The sequence below is a fragment of the Vibrio sp. HI00D65 genome (assembly GCF_001635455.1).
Classification (GTDB): Bacteria; Pseudomonadota; Gammaproteobacteria; order Enterobacterales; family Vibrionaceae; genus Vibrio.
Map to the genome: position 1 here is coordinate 257,435 of NZ_LWEH01000013.1, position 15,928 is coordinate 273,362.

The following is a 15,928-nucleotide window of genomic DNA, read 5'->3' on the forward strand; positions in this document are numbered from 1 at the left end:
ACTGCAATTACTTCAACTTTTTCTGTGACTTAGAAGCCACTAGCGTTGATCACGTCGTTTAGCTTTGCATTAAAATCATGTTTACTCAAGTTGCTTAGATTATAAAGCACCTCTGCGCCTGTCACGTTGAGCTCCACTTCGTGTTCATCGATGTTCTCATCCTTGTTTCTGAACATCAGTAGGTGGTTAGCAATGCGTGCGATATCCAAGTAAGAAACTTCACGTTCTTCTTGTTTGTTGATGGTGTTGCTGCACACGTCAATGAAGTCGCTGTCAAAGCCCCAGCGCTTGAGTACTAGCTTGCTGGTGGCTGAACATTGGCCTTGGAAAATCTGCAGCGCGATATCGTGGTCGAGGTAGTTACCGTTCTCAAGGTATAGGTGGTACTCGCTTACTAGGCAGAACAGCCCAATATCGGCTAACAAACCAACTAGCAAAGACTTTTCATGTTCAAGGTAGCGGTATTCAGCAGGAGCGATTTCTTTAAAGCCATTGGTCACCAGTACCATGGTTGCGCCTAACTCTTTTGATACAGAAGCGCTTTGAATCAATAGCTGGTTACACTCTTTACTTAAATCAACTGAATGCTTGAGTTGCTCGATCGCTTGTGCAGTCACGATGTCACGAACACGCAATATACCTAGGCGTGAAACGGCCGTCACAATGTCGACACAGGTAATGTTGCGTCTGTTGAAGACGACTGAGTTTGCAACTCGAATGACGATGGCTGTAAGGCCTGGATCTTCAAGCAAGCATTCGGCAACCTCGGCTATCCCAGTCGATTCAAGGGTACAAAGCTTTTGGATTTTAAGTACAACATTAGGGATAGGAGGAAGGGTTATTTTTCCCGCTGAGATGGAATGTCCAATAAGTTGGGCAAATTCTGATTCTAGGCCCTTAAGAAGAAGTGCCTTGTTTTGTGGTAGCCAGAAAAATGATAAATGATTCATATAAAAAGTTAAAACATGTATGTTCTACCATTTTACAAGTCACAATGCTGCGAGGCAATACTGAACAGTCCCCACAAGCTTTTAAATATTGAACCGGTGTATCATCAAACGTCAAAATTCAATCACGGGATGATAGCTTTGTGTGATGTCAATCATGAAAAAGCGGAATATACAATTGATTGATGTGAACTAAGTCCAGACTTATTTTTCTTTTCGAAGTATCATTTGTTTAAAGGTGAAAAACGCAACTATAATATTCACCTAAACAACAAAATTAGATTTAAAATTTTTCGCATAAAAAGCTGCTTGTCTGGTGATCAACCTAATCGGGGTAATTTGATTAAGGATCAACGGATATGACCGAGATAGCATTTATTAACTACGTGAATCAATTTGGTGACCATCAAAAACGTTCTATGTTCGGAGGTATTGGCCTCTTTCAAAATGACGCGATGTTTGCCTTATTGAGTGAAGGTTGTTTATTCATTAGAGGTGGCAAGTCATTAGATAAAAAATTGGCAGATCTTGACTGTGAAAAGTATCGCCATGTGAAAAAACAGACAACAGCAACCGTAAACTACTACGACATTACTGATCTGTTCACATGCGAACATCCTGAATTGGATAGCATTATTCGTACTTCTATCGATAATTCAATTCAGCAGCGCAGCTTCAAGAAGTCATCTGCTAGCCGTAGATTAAGAGATCTTCCTAACATGCAGCTTACGTTAGAGCGCATGGTGAAAAAGGCGGGTGTCGATGATGTTTCTATGTTTATGCAGTTAGGCGCACCAGAAGTATTTAATAAGGTTCGCAAAGCGTACGGAAACGATGTTGACCTAAAACTACTTTGGAAATTTGCGGGTGCGATTGATGGTATCCACTGGAAACTATTACAAGAACCACGCAAGCAGCAATTACTAAAGAGCTGCCACTAAAGAAGTCGTCCTTATATGCTTGAAGTTACAGTTTATAAATAAAAACCGAGGAATAAATCCTCGGTTTTTTTGTTTCTGTCTCAACGAAAGAGACTGAGTATTCTCTTGGAACCCAAAGGTTCGAACTCGTCAGCTAAGTATTAGTACTTGAAGCGAGCTGTGAACATTAGCTGATCACCGTAGAAGTCGTTGATACGAGCTTCAGCGCCGATAGAGAATAGTTCTGTAGAGTGGAAACGTGCGTAAACAGAACCGATCCAATCATCGTTGTCATCGATAGAAACGTAACCACCTTTACCACCAACTTCTAGTTGTGGACCAAGCCATTGGCGAACACCAATGTTAACTTCCATACCGATGTCTGTAGAGCTTGTGTGTTCAGGCTGAACGATGCGCGCTAGCATTTCACCTGTTAGGTCTGCCCAGTTGTTAATTGGAGCGTGGAAACCAAGACCAACAGCAGAGTCGAAATCACTTTCAAATTCTGAATCAATGCGCGCAATTGCGTGAGCATTCGGGTGGATTGACTTACTGAACGCGCCACCAAATGTAACAGGGCTAGCACCGATACGTGCTTCGAAGTAATCGTAGCTGAAGTTGCTCATTACTTGTGGTTGTTCTTCGACAGCTAGCGCTTGGCTTGAAGCCAATAGCATAGCGGTAGTAAGTAGTATTTTGCGCATAACGACCGTAAACCTTTATTAGTGTTAATTCATTTGGTTTGAGAGAAATCGGCAAACCATAAACATCGAGACAGTTTAATCTAACTCACGGAAAAGTAATCCATTAAAATGTAAATCCTTAATCATTTAGTTAAAAAATAAACAAATTAAGGGTCAGTCTGCAACGAAGATCTCATGTTTGGGATAAATCAGGAAGTTAGACGAGTGAATTATCCAGTTTTTATATGTGTTCGTTCGCGTTTTATATTGACTGCTGTTTATGTCATTACCCTTTAAACGTTCATCGTGAGCATTACTCGCCAAAGTTTGTGCGCTTGTTTGCCATTGAGGTAAGAATGCGCTCTGTATCTAAAATGGAAGTCCAATTCAGTAGTTGTTTATCGTTGGTAATCACGTAATCGGTGAGCTGCTGAGTAATGGTGTCTCTGAGTTGGTCGCCTTGCCAAGGTTTGGATATATAGAAATCTAGGGCCGCGTTATTAATGGCAGTTACCGTATCTTCAAGCCCGGCTTGCCCGGTGAGCAGTAACTTGCGCGTAGGCTTTGTAGAGTCGCGCTGGTTAAGTTCGATAAGAAAATCGATACCTGTTTTTTCCGGCATAATGTGGTCGCATAAGATCAAAGCGAGCTTAATGCTGTCTTGCTCCAGCTCTGTGATGACTTGTTTTGCTTCATCTACTGATTCAGCTCCTTCAACGATAAAGTTTTCTTCAAATATAGCTAAATCTTGAAGCACACTATTGAGCACTTCTGGTTCATCATCGACACATAAAATTAAGTACTTATTCATGAGGTGCTCCTTCTTGTTTAAACGGCAGCCATACTTGCATGTGAGTGTGGCTTCCAACCTCAGATTCCACCAAAATAAATCCTTGATGGGCTGAAACGATCTGTTGAGAAATAGATAACCCAATCCCTAAACCAAAGTTACCTTCTTTTTTGGTCGTGAAATTAGGGTTGAAAATAGAATGAATGTCTTCTTTAGCGATTCCAATGCCTGTGTCTGATATCTGCACCACTAGAAACGTTTGATTTTCTTTAGTCTGTTGTGAAGTGGAGATAGAAACCTTGCCCCGTTCTGGAATGGCATCGAGTGCGTTAGAAAGAAGGTTGGTCCAGACTTGTTGCAGCGCCAGTGATTGGCAGAGCAAAGATGGCAAGTTAGTGTCGTAGTGCTTCTCAAGTTGATGGTGTTTCAAGCGGTTTTCAAAGACCACCAAAGTGTCTTCGATGCCTTCGTGTATGTCTGTGTAATGGCGAAGCTCATCGTCTTCACGTGCATAGCTTTTTAGGCTCTTAACCATGTCGGCAATGCACTTGCTACAAACTTGAATGGATCGGATAGAGTTGCCGACGTAGTGGTAATGCTCCAAGTCGTTGAGTAACTCTTTGCCTGCGACAGGGGAGTCTTTTAGGGTCTCTAGAACTTTAGCATCTTGGCTTAAATTCAATCTCACGGCTTTTTTTGCGAGGGCACGATCATCAATGGTTGATGCTAAATGTTTTACCAATTGTCTCTCCTGAGAAGTGGAGAGTGGTTTAGCTAATTTTGAACACGCTAATATCTTTGTTCCTTTTTTGAATTCGGGAACAGCGAGGTTCTCGAGTATCTGGTCTAGATGCTCTGATAGCGTTTCAATACTTCTCATAATAGCCGATATGGGGTTATTAAGCTCATGCGCGACACCTGCGACAAGTTGCCCAAGTATTGCCATTTTCTCTTTTTCAATTAATTGCTGGTGTGCGGAATCCAATGATTCAAGTGTTTGTTGCAGCCTGATTTTGTTGGTGATACTACGTTGTAAGCGGCGATTAAAATGACGGAGCAGTAGGTTGGTAAACAAAGGCAGCAAAGTATTATTGGAATGCATCACCTGAGCAAAACTCTCTTTATCTAGCTTAATGACTCGAGTTGGTGTCAAAGTGATCCCGGTAGAGAATGAAGGTTCGCCCGTCACAAATGACATTCCACCAACGATGTTGCCTTTAGAGTGACTTACCACTTCTCGTTGCTGTCCTAATTCATCTTTCTTATAGAGGGCGACTTCACCCTCAATGATCAACCATAAGAAGCGATTGTCTTCTCCTTCAACTGTTAATAAGTGCTCTGGAGAGTAATCGCGAATTACTTTGATCTCATCATCTTTTGAGAAGACCTCTTGCAAGGCACTGAGGACACGTTCAGCGAGCGCATTGTCTGAAAGCTGGTGGTAATCGTGAATAAAGCCTGACTGAAAAGATTGAATCCTTTGCTCTATATGAGCTCTTAGTAAGCGCTGTTGATCTAATGTATCACTATATGACAGTAGATTTTCGGCATCGTATCGGATAACGAAAGAGGTCAGTTCCTTCTGTGCTGACTTGAAGAGAACCTGATCTTGAACCGGTTTGGTTAAGCAGTGATTAAGTCTGCCTTCGTTTACCGCAGTTAGAATGGATTGAATGTCTGACGATGCACTGACGAGTATAGTTCTGGCTGTATTACCATGAGGTATCTGTTCGAGCTCAATGAGAAACTGCACGCCATTGAACTGAGGGTGATGATGAGTGATCACCAAAGCAACGGTTTGATGATTATCGTGTATGTCTTCCAATGTATGGTGCGCATCTTCAATGTTCTCGGCAGTGTAGATATCGAACACACAAGACAACGGAGCTAATTCCGTACGTATTCGCTCGATGCTAACTGGATTATTGTCCAAACAGATAACAGCGTATTGATTCACAGCTTTTCCTTAGTAGTCGCAACGCTTTTAGCCTAGCAAGAACTGCAGATTAAGGATGAGAGCTAGCCGTTAATTTGCTGAGTGATTTGAAGTATCGAGCAATAGACTGATTTAACTCAATGTTTCTTGTTTGCGACTGATGGGTTAGACTGAAAAAAACAAACACATGTAGAAAGAGAACTCATGGAACAGTTAAGAAAAATTGGCGCAATTGGCGGCGCAATCTCATTGGCTCTTTGCTGGCCTCTAGCGGTCGGGCAAATTGGACAAAATGCGATTACTGATGGCGTTGCAAAACTTAACAATTCGAGCATTCAAGCTGAGATCGTTGAGTACGATAGGGGTTACCTTTCTTCTAATGTAACCACTCGCATCACTGTGATGGATGAAAATCTAAAAGAACAGCTTGCGATTGATGGCCTACCCAGTGAGTTTGTCATTAATAGTGCGGTTAGCCATGGCTTGGTTAGCCTCAACGCTGTCTCGACGTTAGACAATGCAGATATTCTGCCACTTACCTTAACGACGAGCACAGAGCTGAACGGCAATACGGATTTCGATTTCGATCTAAGCCAATTCAATCATCAAGGTACTGATGAGAATGGCACCTCGGTATCTATCACTAAATCTAACCTCACAGGCCATGCGACTGTTCTAGGCCAAGTGGATTACCAGCTTTTTATCCCTTCTGTTCAAATCGATTTTGAAACGGGTGAAGAGGTGACACTGTCAAACCTAAAAGGGACGGGTTCTGGTCAACAAGCTAAAGGTTACTGGCTAGGCACGCAGAACTTCACGATTGATAGTTTCTTGATTTCAGATTCGGCAATGCAGCCATTCATGACTATCGAGAACTCAACCTATGACTTTGAATCTCACCTAGATGAAGCAACTAAGCGTCTACGCAGCAACCTTAAACTGGATATCGCTAATATCGAGACGAGCGAAGGGCAATTGAACAACTTAAATGTTGATTTCGAAATGTCGAAACTCGATAGCGAGTCGTTCGAGAAAATCTTTGAGCTTTACCAGTCTAATCCTGTTCTGACACAAGAAGACGTTGCTGAGATCACCCCATTCATCGACATTCTGTTTGCTAAGGGCTTTGACCTTTCAATGAACAACATGTCACTAGAGTTAGGCAAAGGCCAGTTTGAATCGAAGTGGTTAGTGAGTGTTCCTGAAGGTACAGAAAACATCACCAGTAACCCTTCAATGATTATGCCTGCACTAACGGGTAATCTTCACTCTAGCTTCTCAAACGGACTGGTAGAGGAGTACCCGTTTATTCGCGAAGGTATCGATGAGTTGATCGTGATGGAAATGATCAAAGAAACGGACAAGGGTTACGAAATCAGCGCTGACCTAAAAAATGGAAACCTAGTGTTTGAAAATGGACAAGAAATCCCATTGATCGCACTCCTTATGCCGGCTTTTGTTCAATAAAACTGAGTAGGCAAGAATACTCATAGGGCAATTTAGCGCATTAAGTTAAAGATTTTGCACTGTACGAAACAAAAGAGGTCGTAAGACCTCTTTTGTTGTTTTTATGTTGAGTAAAACATGGTATTACTTGCATAGTTATTATTTAGCAGGAGCAATCATCACCATGGAACTTACATTAGATAACGTATTCAATTTTAGTGCTGGCCCAGCGGCTCTGCCTAAGCCAGTAATGAAGCAGGCACAAGCTGACTTCATTGATTGGAACGGTTTAGGCACTTCCGTTATGGAAATCAGCCATCGCAGCAAGGAATTTATTAAAGTTGCTGATGAGTCTGAGCAAGACCTACGTGATCTTCTGAACATCCCAGACAACTACAAAGTTCTGTTCTGTCAGGGGGGCGCTCGTGCTCAATTCGCCGCTGTGCCTTTAAACCTTCTTGGCGATGCAACAAAAGCGACGTACATTGATGCGGGCTATTGGGCTGAAAGCGCAGTTACGGAAGCAAGTAAGTACTGTGAAATCGACGTGTTCAATGCAAAAACGACAGTCGATGGGAAAGCGGCTGTGGTTCCAGCAAAAGACTGGGAGATCGATCCTGAAGCGGCTTATGTTCACTTCTGCCCGAATGAAACCATCGATGGCATTGAGATCAGCGAGCTACCACAAACTGATAAGCCTATTGTCGCCGATATGTCATCTAACATCTTGTCTCGCAAGATCGATGTGTCTCAATATGGCGTTATCTATGCTGGGGCGCAGAAGAACATTGGCCCGGCGGGTATCTGTATCGCTATCGTACGTGATGATCTGCTGGATCTTGCAAATGACGTATTGCCAAGTATTCTTAACTACAAAGTACTGGCTGAAAAAGATTCTATGTTTAACACGCCACCAACTTACGCTTGGTATTTGTCTGGTCTTGTTTTCAAATGGTTGAAGGCTCAAGGCGGTGTCGAAGCGATGGAGAGTGTTAATCAGGAAAAAGCAGCACGACTTTACAACGCGATCGATGATTCTGATTTCTACAAGAACGAAGTGCACGCAAAAAACCGTTCAAGAATGAACGTACCGTTCCAACTTGCGAAACCTGAGCTAGATGCGAAGTTCTTAGAATTGGCTGACGCTGCTGGTCTTAAGTCACTGAAAGGGCACCGAGCTGCAGGTGGCATGAGAGCATCGCTTTACAATGCGATGTCTTTAGAAGGTGTGCAAGCGCTTGTAAGCTTCATGAAAGATTTCGAAGAGAAGTACGCTTAATCTGCCTAACTGAGATTAAATATTTAAAAGAGGAGCTAACGGTTCCTCTTTTTCTTCTTCAGTTCCTCAAACACTCTTATGTAACACTAGCTATCTTCTTTTACTGTTCAAACGAAACTGCTGTGGCGTGACATCGAAAGTCGCTTTGAAGGCTTTAATGTAAGAGGAGTCGTTTTGATAACCCACTTGATAAGCAATGCTTTGTATTGAGTCATCTTCGTCTAGCAGGGACAATGAGTAAATCAGTCGTATTTGTTGGCGCCACAGCTGAAACGAGGTGTTGAACTCTTTCGAGAATAATCGCGATAAGGTTCGCTCGGATGCACCTACTTTTTCTCCCCACGCTTTGAGTGACAAATCTAAATTTGGCTCATCAGTGAGGGCCTCAAATATAAACTTCAAACGTCTGTCTTGTGGTAATAACAACTGAAATGTCTGTACGTTGTCTTTCATTATTTGGTCGTACAATACGGACAGTAAGCGAGACACTTCTTCATCGCTCACCAAGCCTTCACATTGCCTGCGAATTTCTTGTAAAAGCTCGTTTAGAAAGGGAGTCAGTGTAATAGTTCGAACCTCGCGCTCATACTCTGTTCCATAGGTTGGGTTAAGGTAAATACCAACAAACGTGGTATGGCTCAATGCGATAGATTCATGTGAAATACCGGCAGGTACAAACAAAGCTGAAGTGTGCGGAACAAGGTGTTGATAGTGTTCTGTTTGGGTTTGTAGCAAGCCTTTGAGTGGAAAGATCACTTGATGCCACGTGTGTTGGTGCATCGCATCGATGTAACCTTTCGGCATGTCGATAGTCTTAACGAGCGCTGGCGAATTTGGATTGGCGGCCATCATCTTGTTGGAGGTGACAACTCCAGTACGAGAATCGATTTGGCGGGTTAGCATGGTTAAGTGTCCTTATGTCCCTATTCTGACGCGGCGACCTTAGGCTATCATGCTCGGCAAATAGAATGAAGCCAAGAGGATATGCGCATGCGCTTTCAAGTAGAGATATCCAAACAAAATCAGCTTTTGTTTAAAGTTGATATAGAGAATATCGACCGCAGTAAATGTGAAACATCACTCGATACCGTACTATCTAAGTTTCCAATCGGAGAGGGCTATCAGCGTCATGTATTGGCTTCTGATAGTGAGACTCGCTACCTCAAAAGCACCGATCAGAATATTGAAGTGTTGGCGGCGATTCCGATATTTAGATCATTAGGCGTGCGATAGTGCTGCTCGCAAAAGGTAATATTCTCGCAAGAAATAACAATAAGATTTAGACAAGAAGGGAGAGATATGAAGAAGTTAGGCGTGGTTAACTGTGTATTGGCAGGCAAAACAGTCGCTTTCGCATATGGTGCAAAAAGTGCCATCAACAAACAAGTCTTGTTGGAGCGTCAACTCGCAACGGAACTGGGTTTTAACAATGATGAGCAAGGTGATCCGCGTTTCCATGGCGGCCTTCAGAAAGCCCTTCATATCTATCCAAGTGAACACTATCAAGTTTGGCAGCAGGAGCTAGGTGACAAAGGCGTCTTCCAATCAGCTGGCGCTTTTGGAGAAAACATCAGCTCAAGTGGTGTAACCGAACAATCGATTTGCTTAAAAGATAAAATCCGTATTGGCTCTACTTTGTTGGAAGTATCGCAAGGGCGTATGCCTTGTTGGAAGCTCAATGTGCGTTTTGACCAACACGATATGGCAAAAAGGCTGCAAGACACACTCAGAACCGGTTGGTACTTCCGAGTGTTAGAAGAGGGCGAGATCGGTGCAGGTGATGAAATCATACTGTGCGAGCGTCCTTACCCTGATTGGTCGCTTGCTCGTATCATGGGTGCCGTTTTTACCGGTAGCTTAGATAAAGATTTATTAAGTCAAATGACGGAATTGCCATTGGTTGAGTCTTGGGGAGCGCTTATTGCACGTCGCCTCGAAACGAGTAAAGTCGAAGATTGGGAAATGCGCTTAGTTGGGCCTACTGCGGTATAAAATAGTAATTAGATAGAGAAAGCCCGCTATTTAGATATAGCGGGCTTTTTAATAGTGATGAGCTTTGTAAGAACCGTTACAACCAGAAATTCTTTAGCGGTATATCAGGCGCAAAGTGATGAGCAACCTGTGCTTGAAGTAACTCTGCGGTTGCAATTGCATCAGTAAGCGCATGATGTGGCGTGTAGTCGGGTAGGTGATATCGACGACGGCTTTGCCCGAGTCGAACTGAACCTGGCTTCTTACCTTTTAATTTATTCCATAAGCCGCCAGCCAGTTTGTTCTGGATCTGAGACTCAATCTCCAGCGTATCCAATACCGGAAACTCGATGCCTTCATTCAATCGCACTTTCAATGCGTTGTTCAAGAAATCTCGCTCAATACGGCGGTAGTGAACAACGGGAATATGGCTAGCCATCGCTTGCAATACTTCATCCAACACTTCATCAAGATCTGGCGCATCGATGATGTCATTGTGGGTAATGCCGTGGATAACCACTGACTCTTCCTCTAGTTTCTGCCTCGGACGCAGTGTCCAGTGCCTTGCTTTTCGAAGGTAGATTCGGTTAAGAGTAAATGGCACCAAACCTATGGTGATGATCCCATCTTTCGAAGGGTTCAAACCGGTTGTTTCGAAATCCAAAGCTAAGAACATTACCTCTGAAAGCGGTGTGTCAGGCGCAGGAAGAGGTTGGCTGTAGAACTGTTTTAAGCGTTCATCCTGGGCACGTTCAAGCTTTTGAGCAAACTTAAATGGCCAATCGACCGCTGGTGATCTGAATAGCTTGTTCATAGACCCTACTTAAACTTGTTACTGGCTTGGTAACGGAACTTAAGGAAGTTTTGCGCATTACTTAAGATTTGGAATGCATCCTTTAGGTTACGACGTTCAAAATCAGACAGATTCTCAGGTTCAATGTTGTTATCCGGTTCGACATTATTATCAACATCGTGCGCTTGATGGCGAATACGAACCAGAGAGATAAATTCCATCGCATCTTTAAGATCTTGTGCTCTACCTTTTGGCAGAATACCTGCGTCGATAATGTCGTCTAAGCGTTCAAATGAGTTCTTAGAGCGAGAACCTACCGCTAGAGCGTGGACACGAATTAAGTCTGCTAGAGGAGCTGTACCGCGTCGTTTGAGGTTGATGGAGTTGTTATGACGACCGTCTTTCTCCATAACGAAGTCTTTAAAGAAACCGAGTGGTGGAGTTCGGTTGAGCGCATTACGTGCCAGACACGCCAGGAAGCGGTTATTCTTACGTGCACGTCTTACAATAAAGCTGTTTAATTGTTCTGCCCATTTCAAGCGGCCATATACACCGTCTAGGTCGAAGAAGATCGACGCGTTCAACAGTGCTTTCGGGTTCGGATCATCAATCCAGTCAGCGAAGCATTCTTCCCATTCTCTGCGGGTCATTCGCCACGTTGGGTTGGTCGCCATGATGTCACCCGTGCAATACACATAACCACATTGGTCTAAGCCGTCACAAATGAACTTTGAGAGCGCTTCAAAGTACTTGCCATGTTTTGCTTTGTCGTAGGTGTCGTCAAGAATGATGGCGTTATCTTGGTCTGTCACCAGTAGCTGCTCATCACGCCCCATAGAGCCTAAAGCGAGGAAACAATATGGAATTGGCGATTTACCTAACTGCTCTTCCGCGAGTTCGATAATACGTTGCTTAAAGCTACGGCCAATTACCGACATTGCGGTGCCGACCATGTGAGCATTGGCATCTTCGTTAACGAGACGGACAAAGCTGTCTTTCACTTGTTCAGAGAGTACTTTGAGGTCTTCAATACTCTGTTGCTGGAAGATACTACTTACTAAGAGCAGCGAGTTTTGAGATTCGTAACGGACGATGTCGGTCGCTTCGATAATACCGATTGGCTTCTTATCTTTCAGGACAGGTAAGTGGTGCACGTTGTAACGAAGCATGGTCATCATGGCTTCGTATACGTAGGCATTGTGGTCAAGAGAGATAACCTCAGGTGTCATCACGCTAGAGACTTCATCGGATGGATCGAGACCTTCTGCCAGTACGCGAGTACATAAATCTCGGTCAGTAATAATACCGATAACGGGTGTTGAATCGTCTTCATCATCTTCAACGATGTCAGGGTCGATGATCAACAAAGAAGAGACATTCTCTTCCGCCATCATGGTGGCCGCTTGTTGAATGGTGCGCGTTTTTTCGATCATCGGTGCTTCACTGGTCAGCAGCGTTTTTACTTTAGATGTCGTGAGGTCGTTGGCATCGTTATTACTAGAGTTTGCCTGACGAAGGCGCGCATTATCTTCAACCTCTACGAAATCAGCAAAAGAGTCGTAGTTATCGTAGAGTTCTTGGAAAATAGGCTCAGGAACACAGTAGAGCAGGGTATCTTCGGTCGCTTTTACTGGGAAGCGCACCTTGTTGTTGGTAAGCAGGCCCATTTGACCAAACAGATGGCCTTCATCAAGGCGGTTATACAGCTCGCCTTTACGGCGATAGACTTCGACTTCGCCGCTTCGAACCATATACAGGTCATGAATTTGATCACCAAAGTGAATGATAGGTGTGTCTTGGCGGTAATAAGAAATTTCCACGCTACTGGTCACTTTCGTCAACATCTCCTCAGGGAGCTCATTGAAAGGGGGGTATTGTGCCAGAAAGTTTTGAATCTCTAATAACTCAGCATCCATAGTAATCATCCATTGGTTTGTATGATTTCATGGTACAACATTTGATAATAATTTGCCGTCACAAATCAATCTGTGACCTAAAACCTTCTTAAAGTCTTAGGGATAGACTAACCTTTCAAATAATGGAGTGACAGTTTAAGGATGATGGGAATGTCGAAGTGGAAGCTTAGTTTTGTATCTGCAGTTTTTATGTTTTCTCCAAGTTTGTGGGCAGACACTCATACTGTGGATATTCTTGATTACGACCACGTTTATGCAACGGCGCATTCAGGCAGTTTGAACGAAGATGCTGGGGGAAATAATAATGCATCGGCGTTTGGATTGGGTATTAGCTACATAATGACCGACGATTGGTTACTGCTTGGTGATTATACCGCGCGTTTCATCCACCCTGACGAGAGCACGACTCGTATTGATACATTAATGGCTGGTGCAGGTTATCGTTATAGCATCAAGAAAGACTTGGATATTGTCGCTTCTTATTTGCTTGGCGTGACTAGAGGGGAAGTTGAGCTGAATGGCACCAATGAGACCTTAGAGTCAGGTACGGAATTTGTCCAAGGTGTTAAAGCCGAGCTTAACTATGGTTTCGCCAAACGTTGGATTGCGAACGGCAGCGTGCAGCTTAACCGAAGCGATTTGTTCGATGAAGAGATTTACCACCTAGGTTTACGTTACCTAGTGACCAACAAATTTGCGATTGGTGGGTCATACCAGCATAGAGATGGTGAAGGGATCACTGGCGTAAGTGAGAGGACTAATGAGTTAGGTGTCGAGTTCTTCCTCGAGTATTAATTGAATCAAACCTAACACATTATGCCAGTTATAAAAAAAGCCAGCTTAATCGCTGGCTTTTGCATATCTAAGTACCTGCAAGAGCAGGCTTGGTATTGTGACGATTAAAGAACCGCAGCGATACCTTTACATAGAGGGCCCATGTTTGACTTAGTCATGCCCGCTACACTGATACGGCCAGAGCCAACAATGTAGATTGCGAATTCTTCTTTTAGGCGGTTTACTTGCTCTTTGCTCAAACCAGAGAAAGAGAACATGCCGTTTTGGCGCTCGATGAACGTGAAGTCTGCATCAACACCTTCCGATTTCAGTGTTGCAACGAATAGCTCACGCATCTCTTGAATACGGTCGCGCATCTCAGCGACTTCCGCTTCCCATTCCGCACGTAGACCAGCATCACCAAGGATGTGAGTTACGACAGCACTACCGTGCGCTGGTGGGTTAGAGTAGATGGAGCGGATGATGCTCTTAACTTGAGAGAATGCTGTTGTTGCTACGTCTGCAGATTCAGCAACTAAAGTGAATGCACCAACACGCTCGTTGTACAGACCGAAGTTCTTAGAGAAGGAGCTCGCAACTAGAATCTCTTTGTTGTACTTAGCGAAAGTACGAAGGCCAGCAGCATCTTCTTCAACGCCTTTTGCAAAACCTTGGTAAGCAAAGTCGAATAGTGGAAGAAGTTTCTTCTCAGCAACGAGTTTAGCCAGTACTTCCCACTCTTCAGCTGTTGGGTCGATACCTGTTGGGTTGTGACAGCAGCCGTGGAGAAGAACGATATCACCTTCAGATGCTTTCTCTAGATCAGCAACCATGCCAGCGAAGTCTTTATCTTTTGTTTCAGCGTTGTAGTAGCTGTACTGAGCAGTTTCGATACCCGCAGCAGCGAAAACACCGTTGTGGTTAGCCCAAGTCGGGTTGCTGATCCAGATTTTCACATCGCCAAGTTGACGCTTAATGAATTCACCAGCAACACGTAGAGCACCAGTACCACCCGGAGCTTGTGCTGTTTTAGCGCGTTGAGAAGTTACGATTTCAGCATCTGAACCGAAAAGTAGTTTCTGAACGGCAAGACCGTATTCAGCTGTACCTTCAATCGTCAGGTAAGATTTGGTTTTTTCGTTTTCAAGAAGTGCAGCTTCTGCTTTCTTTACTGTTTTAAGTACTGGCGTTTGACCATCTTCATTTTTGTAGATGCCAACACCAAGGTTGATTTTCTCTGCACGAGAGTCGTTTTTAAACTCTTCAGTAAGGCCGAGGATAGGGTCGGCAGGCGCAGCTAACACTTTTTCAAACATAATCTTCATCCATGTCAATTGAGAGGGGATAGTATCTATGGGTAGTTATACCTGTATGGAATTTTTAAGACAATACGAAGTGAACAGAAAGACCAAAAAAAATCCATTTCAACCAGATTTATTGGCTAAATAGGGTATTTGATAACAAAACACCCTACGGATTAACCTATAGGATGCAAGAAGTTAGTGGTTTTTGAAAACATTATGCAGTGGAAGCAATAAGGTTTTCTCTCTCGATTTCGTTTTCTACGCTTTTCCCATCTTTATAAGTGGCTGCGATTTAACAATAAGGCATTCTACGGCTAAAAAGGCTTGAACAACTTGCGGATCGAAATGAGAACTTTCTAAAATGATCTCTTTGGCTTGTTGATGTGTAAATACAGGTTTATAGACGCGTTTATATATTAATGTGTCATAAACATCGGCTAAGGCCATTAAGCGACCCGTCAAAGGAAACTCTATCGATAGCTTTTGCGGATCGATACAAGAAAGTGGTTAGTGTTGAATTTTTGTTCGCTAGGTGGGGGATAATACAGCGTTATTATGAAGAGATTTGAATAGCCTCGGTTGAATCTCGAGGCTATTACGTCGATGAGGTTGCGATGAGAACTAAGAGGACTAGCTGCAACGCGGCCTAACGACTATAAAAAGCTAGCTACTTTTTAAGATTGATTTCAGCTTCAATAGAGCCAGTTTCAATTTCCGGGTGTGACGCTAGTTTGTCTGCTGCCCATTGGTTGATGTGTTTAAGAATTGCAGATACCGCGTGCTTTTCAGTAGGTGCTTGATCTTGTTCTACATCTAGCTTCTGCTTTGGATGTGAGCCTGTCGCATCTTCAGCAATATGGAGCCAATCTGGGTGCCAGTAGTATGGCTGGCCACTCGGTGTTGTCCAACTATGAACACCGTTTGACTCTCCTTTATAACTTAACTGATCTGCTTCTATTTTTTTCATTGTTATCTCGCATGTTTTTGGGTTACATCAAATTATTGAGGCATAAAGCGAATTTAGCTCTTACCTTGGATACAAACTTAGCAAAGCTTACAAAGTTAGCTGTGAACCAATTCACACAATTATAGAAATTAGGTGCAAGCATATGGATAGAAGCAATAGTTGCTCACGTTAATGATAAGATCACCCGTCCAAAGGAATTTAT

At 43.4% G+C, this 15,928-nt stretch carries 15 protein-coding genes and 1 pseudogene; 6 read left to right on the plus strand and 10 right to left on the minus strand.

Translation table 11 applies throughout. The features are described 5' to 3' along the window. Positions 1-29 precede the first annotated feature (29 nt). Entirely contained in the window at positions 30-950 is a 921-nt protein-coding gene (locus A3712_RS04365; RefSeq protein ID WP_063522449.1) for an HDOD domain-containing protein, read from the minus strand. Between the two features lie 356 nt (positions 951-1,306). Here A3712_RS04365 and A3712_RS04370 point away from each other — a divergent pair, with 356 nt between their 5' ends. Continuing rightward, complete coding sequence (locus A3712_RS04370) at positions 1,307-1,888, plus strand: TfoX/Sxy family DNA transformation protein (protein WP_063522450.1); 582 nt, start codon at positions 1,307-1,309, stop codon at positions 1,886-1,888. A gap of 140 nt (positions 1,889-2,028) precedes the next feature. On the opposite strand, the gene A3712_RS04375 is transcribed toward A3712_RS04370, so the two are convergent. The 3 genes from A3712_RS04375 to A3712_RS04385 all read right to left on the minus strand — a co-directional run bounded on the left by A3712_RS04375 (position 2,029) and on the right by A3712_RS04385 (position 5,297). Then, on the minus strand, positions 2,029-2,571 hold the full coding sequence (locus tag A3712_RS04375) for a hypothetical protein (protein ID WP_004741569.1): 543 nt from the start codon (positions 2,569-2,571) through the stop codon (positions 2,029-2,031). Between the two features lie 292 nt (positions 2,572-2,863). After that, positions 2,864-3,361, minus strand: coding sequence for a response regulator (locus A3712_RS04380; RefSeq protein ID WP_063522451.1), 498 nt, complete (start codon positions 3,359-3,361; stop codon positions 2,864-2,866). After that, positions 3,354-5,297 carry an ATP-binding protein gene (locus A3712_RS04385; RefSeq protein ID WP_063522452.1) on the minus strand — a complete coding sequence of 648 codons (1,944 nt, stop codon included), beginning with the start codon at positions 5,295-5,297 and terminating at the stop codon, positions 3,354-3,356. The genes A3712_RS04380 and A3712_RS04385 overlap by 8 nt, the downstream gene beginning before the upstream one ends. Before the next feature lie 183 nt (positions 5,298-5,480). Between A3712_RS04385 and A3712_RS04390 the strand changes: the two genes are divergently transcribed. Both A3712_RS04390 and serC read left to right on the plus strand, forming a co-directional pair. Beyond that, on the plus strand, positions 5,481-6,743 hold the full coding sequence (locus A3712_RS04390; RefSeq protein ID WP_063522453.1) for a DUF945 family protein: 1,263 nt from the start codon (positions 5,481-5,483) through the stop codon (positions 6,741-6,743). A 163-nt stretch (positions 6,744-6,906) separates the two neighbouring features. Continuing rightward, positions 6,907-8,001 (plus strand): 3-phosphoserine/phosphohydroxythreonine transaminase, encoded by a 1,095-nt coding sequence (serC, locus tag A3712_RS04395; RefSeq protein WP_063522454.1) that lies wholly within the window; start codon positions 6,907-6,909, stop codon positions 7,999-8,001. Between the two features lie 90 nt (positions 8,002-8,091). Here serC and A3712_RS04400 read toward each other — a convergent pair whose 3' ends face one another. Continuing rightward, the gene (locus tag A3712_RS04400; protein ID WP_063522455.1) at positions 8,092-8,904 is read right to left on the minus strand and encodes an AraC family transcriptional regulator; all 813 of its coding nucleotides are present in this window, start codon (positions 8,902-8,904) and stop codon (positions 8,092-8,094) included. An 87-nt stretch (positions 8,905-8,991) separates the two neighbouring features. On the opposite strand from A3712_RS04400, the gene A3712_RS04405 reads away from it, so the two are divergent. Then, positions 8,992-9,234 carry a hypothetical protein gene (locus A3712_RS04405; RefSeq protein WP_063522456.1) on the plus strand — a complete coding sequence of 81 codons (243 nt, stop codon included), beginning with the start codon at positions 8,992-8,994 and terminating at the stop codon, positions 9,232-9,234. Positions 9,235-9,300: 66 nt separating this feature from the next. After that, positions 9,301-9,993, plus strand: a complete 693-nt coding sequence (locus A3712_RS04410; protein ID WP_063522457.1) for an MOSC domain-containing protein — start codon at positions 9,301-9,303, stop codon at positions 9,991-9,993. A 76-nt stretch (positions 9,994-10,069) separates the two neighbouring features. Here A3712_RS04410 and A3712_RS04415 read toward each other — a convergent pair whose 3' ends face one another. Next, the gene (locus A3712_RS04415) at positions 10,070-10,786 is read right to left on the minus strand and encodes a 3'-5' exonuclease (protein ID WP_063522458.1); all 717 of its coding nucleotides are present in this window, start codon (positions 10,784-10,786) and stop codon (positions 10,070-10,072) included. A 5-nt stretch (positions 10,787-10,791) separates the two neighbouring features. Beyond that, the gene (locus A3712_RS04420) at positions 10,792-12,681 is read right to left on the minus strand and encodes a DUF294 nucleotidyltransferase-like domain-containing protein (protein ID WP_063522459.1); all 1,890 of its coding nucleotides are present in this window, start codon (positions 12,679-12,681) and stop codon (positions 10,792-10,794) included. A gap of 150 nt (positions 12,682-12,831) precedes the next feature. Between A3712_RS04420 and A3712_RS04425 the strand changes: the two genes are divergently transcribed. Then, positions 12,832-13,476, plus strand: a complete 645-nt coding sequence (locus tag A3712_RS04425) for a hypothetical protein (RefSeq protein ID WP_063522460.1) — start codon at positions 12,832-12,834, stop codon at positions 13,474-13,476. Between the two features lie 104 nt (positions 13,477-13,580). Here A3712_RS04425 and A3712_RS04430 read toward each other — a convergent pair whose 3' ends face one another. From A3712_RS04430 to A3712_RS04440, 3 genes and pseudogenes are all read right to left on the minus strand, one after another. Next, positions 13,581-14,771, minus strand: coding sequence for an amino acid aminotransferase (locus A3712_RS04430; RefSeq protein ID WP_063522461.1), 1,191 nt, complete (start codon positions 14,769-14,771; stop codon positions 13,581-13,583). Between the two features lie 202 nt (positions 14,772-14,973). Next, a pseudogene (locus A3712_RS04435) lies at positions 14,974-15,248 on the minus strand (metal-dependent phosphohydrolase); the annotation flags it as partial. A gap of 178 nt (positions 15,249-15,426) precedes the next feature. Further along, on the minus strand, positions 15,427-15,726 hold the full coding sequence (locus tag A3712_RS04440) for a hypothetical protein (protein WP_063522463.1): 300 nt from the start codon (positions 15,724-15,726) through the stop codon (positions 15,427-15,429). Between the last annotated feature and the right edge of the window lie 202 nt (positions 15,727-15,928).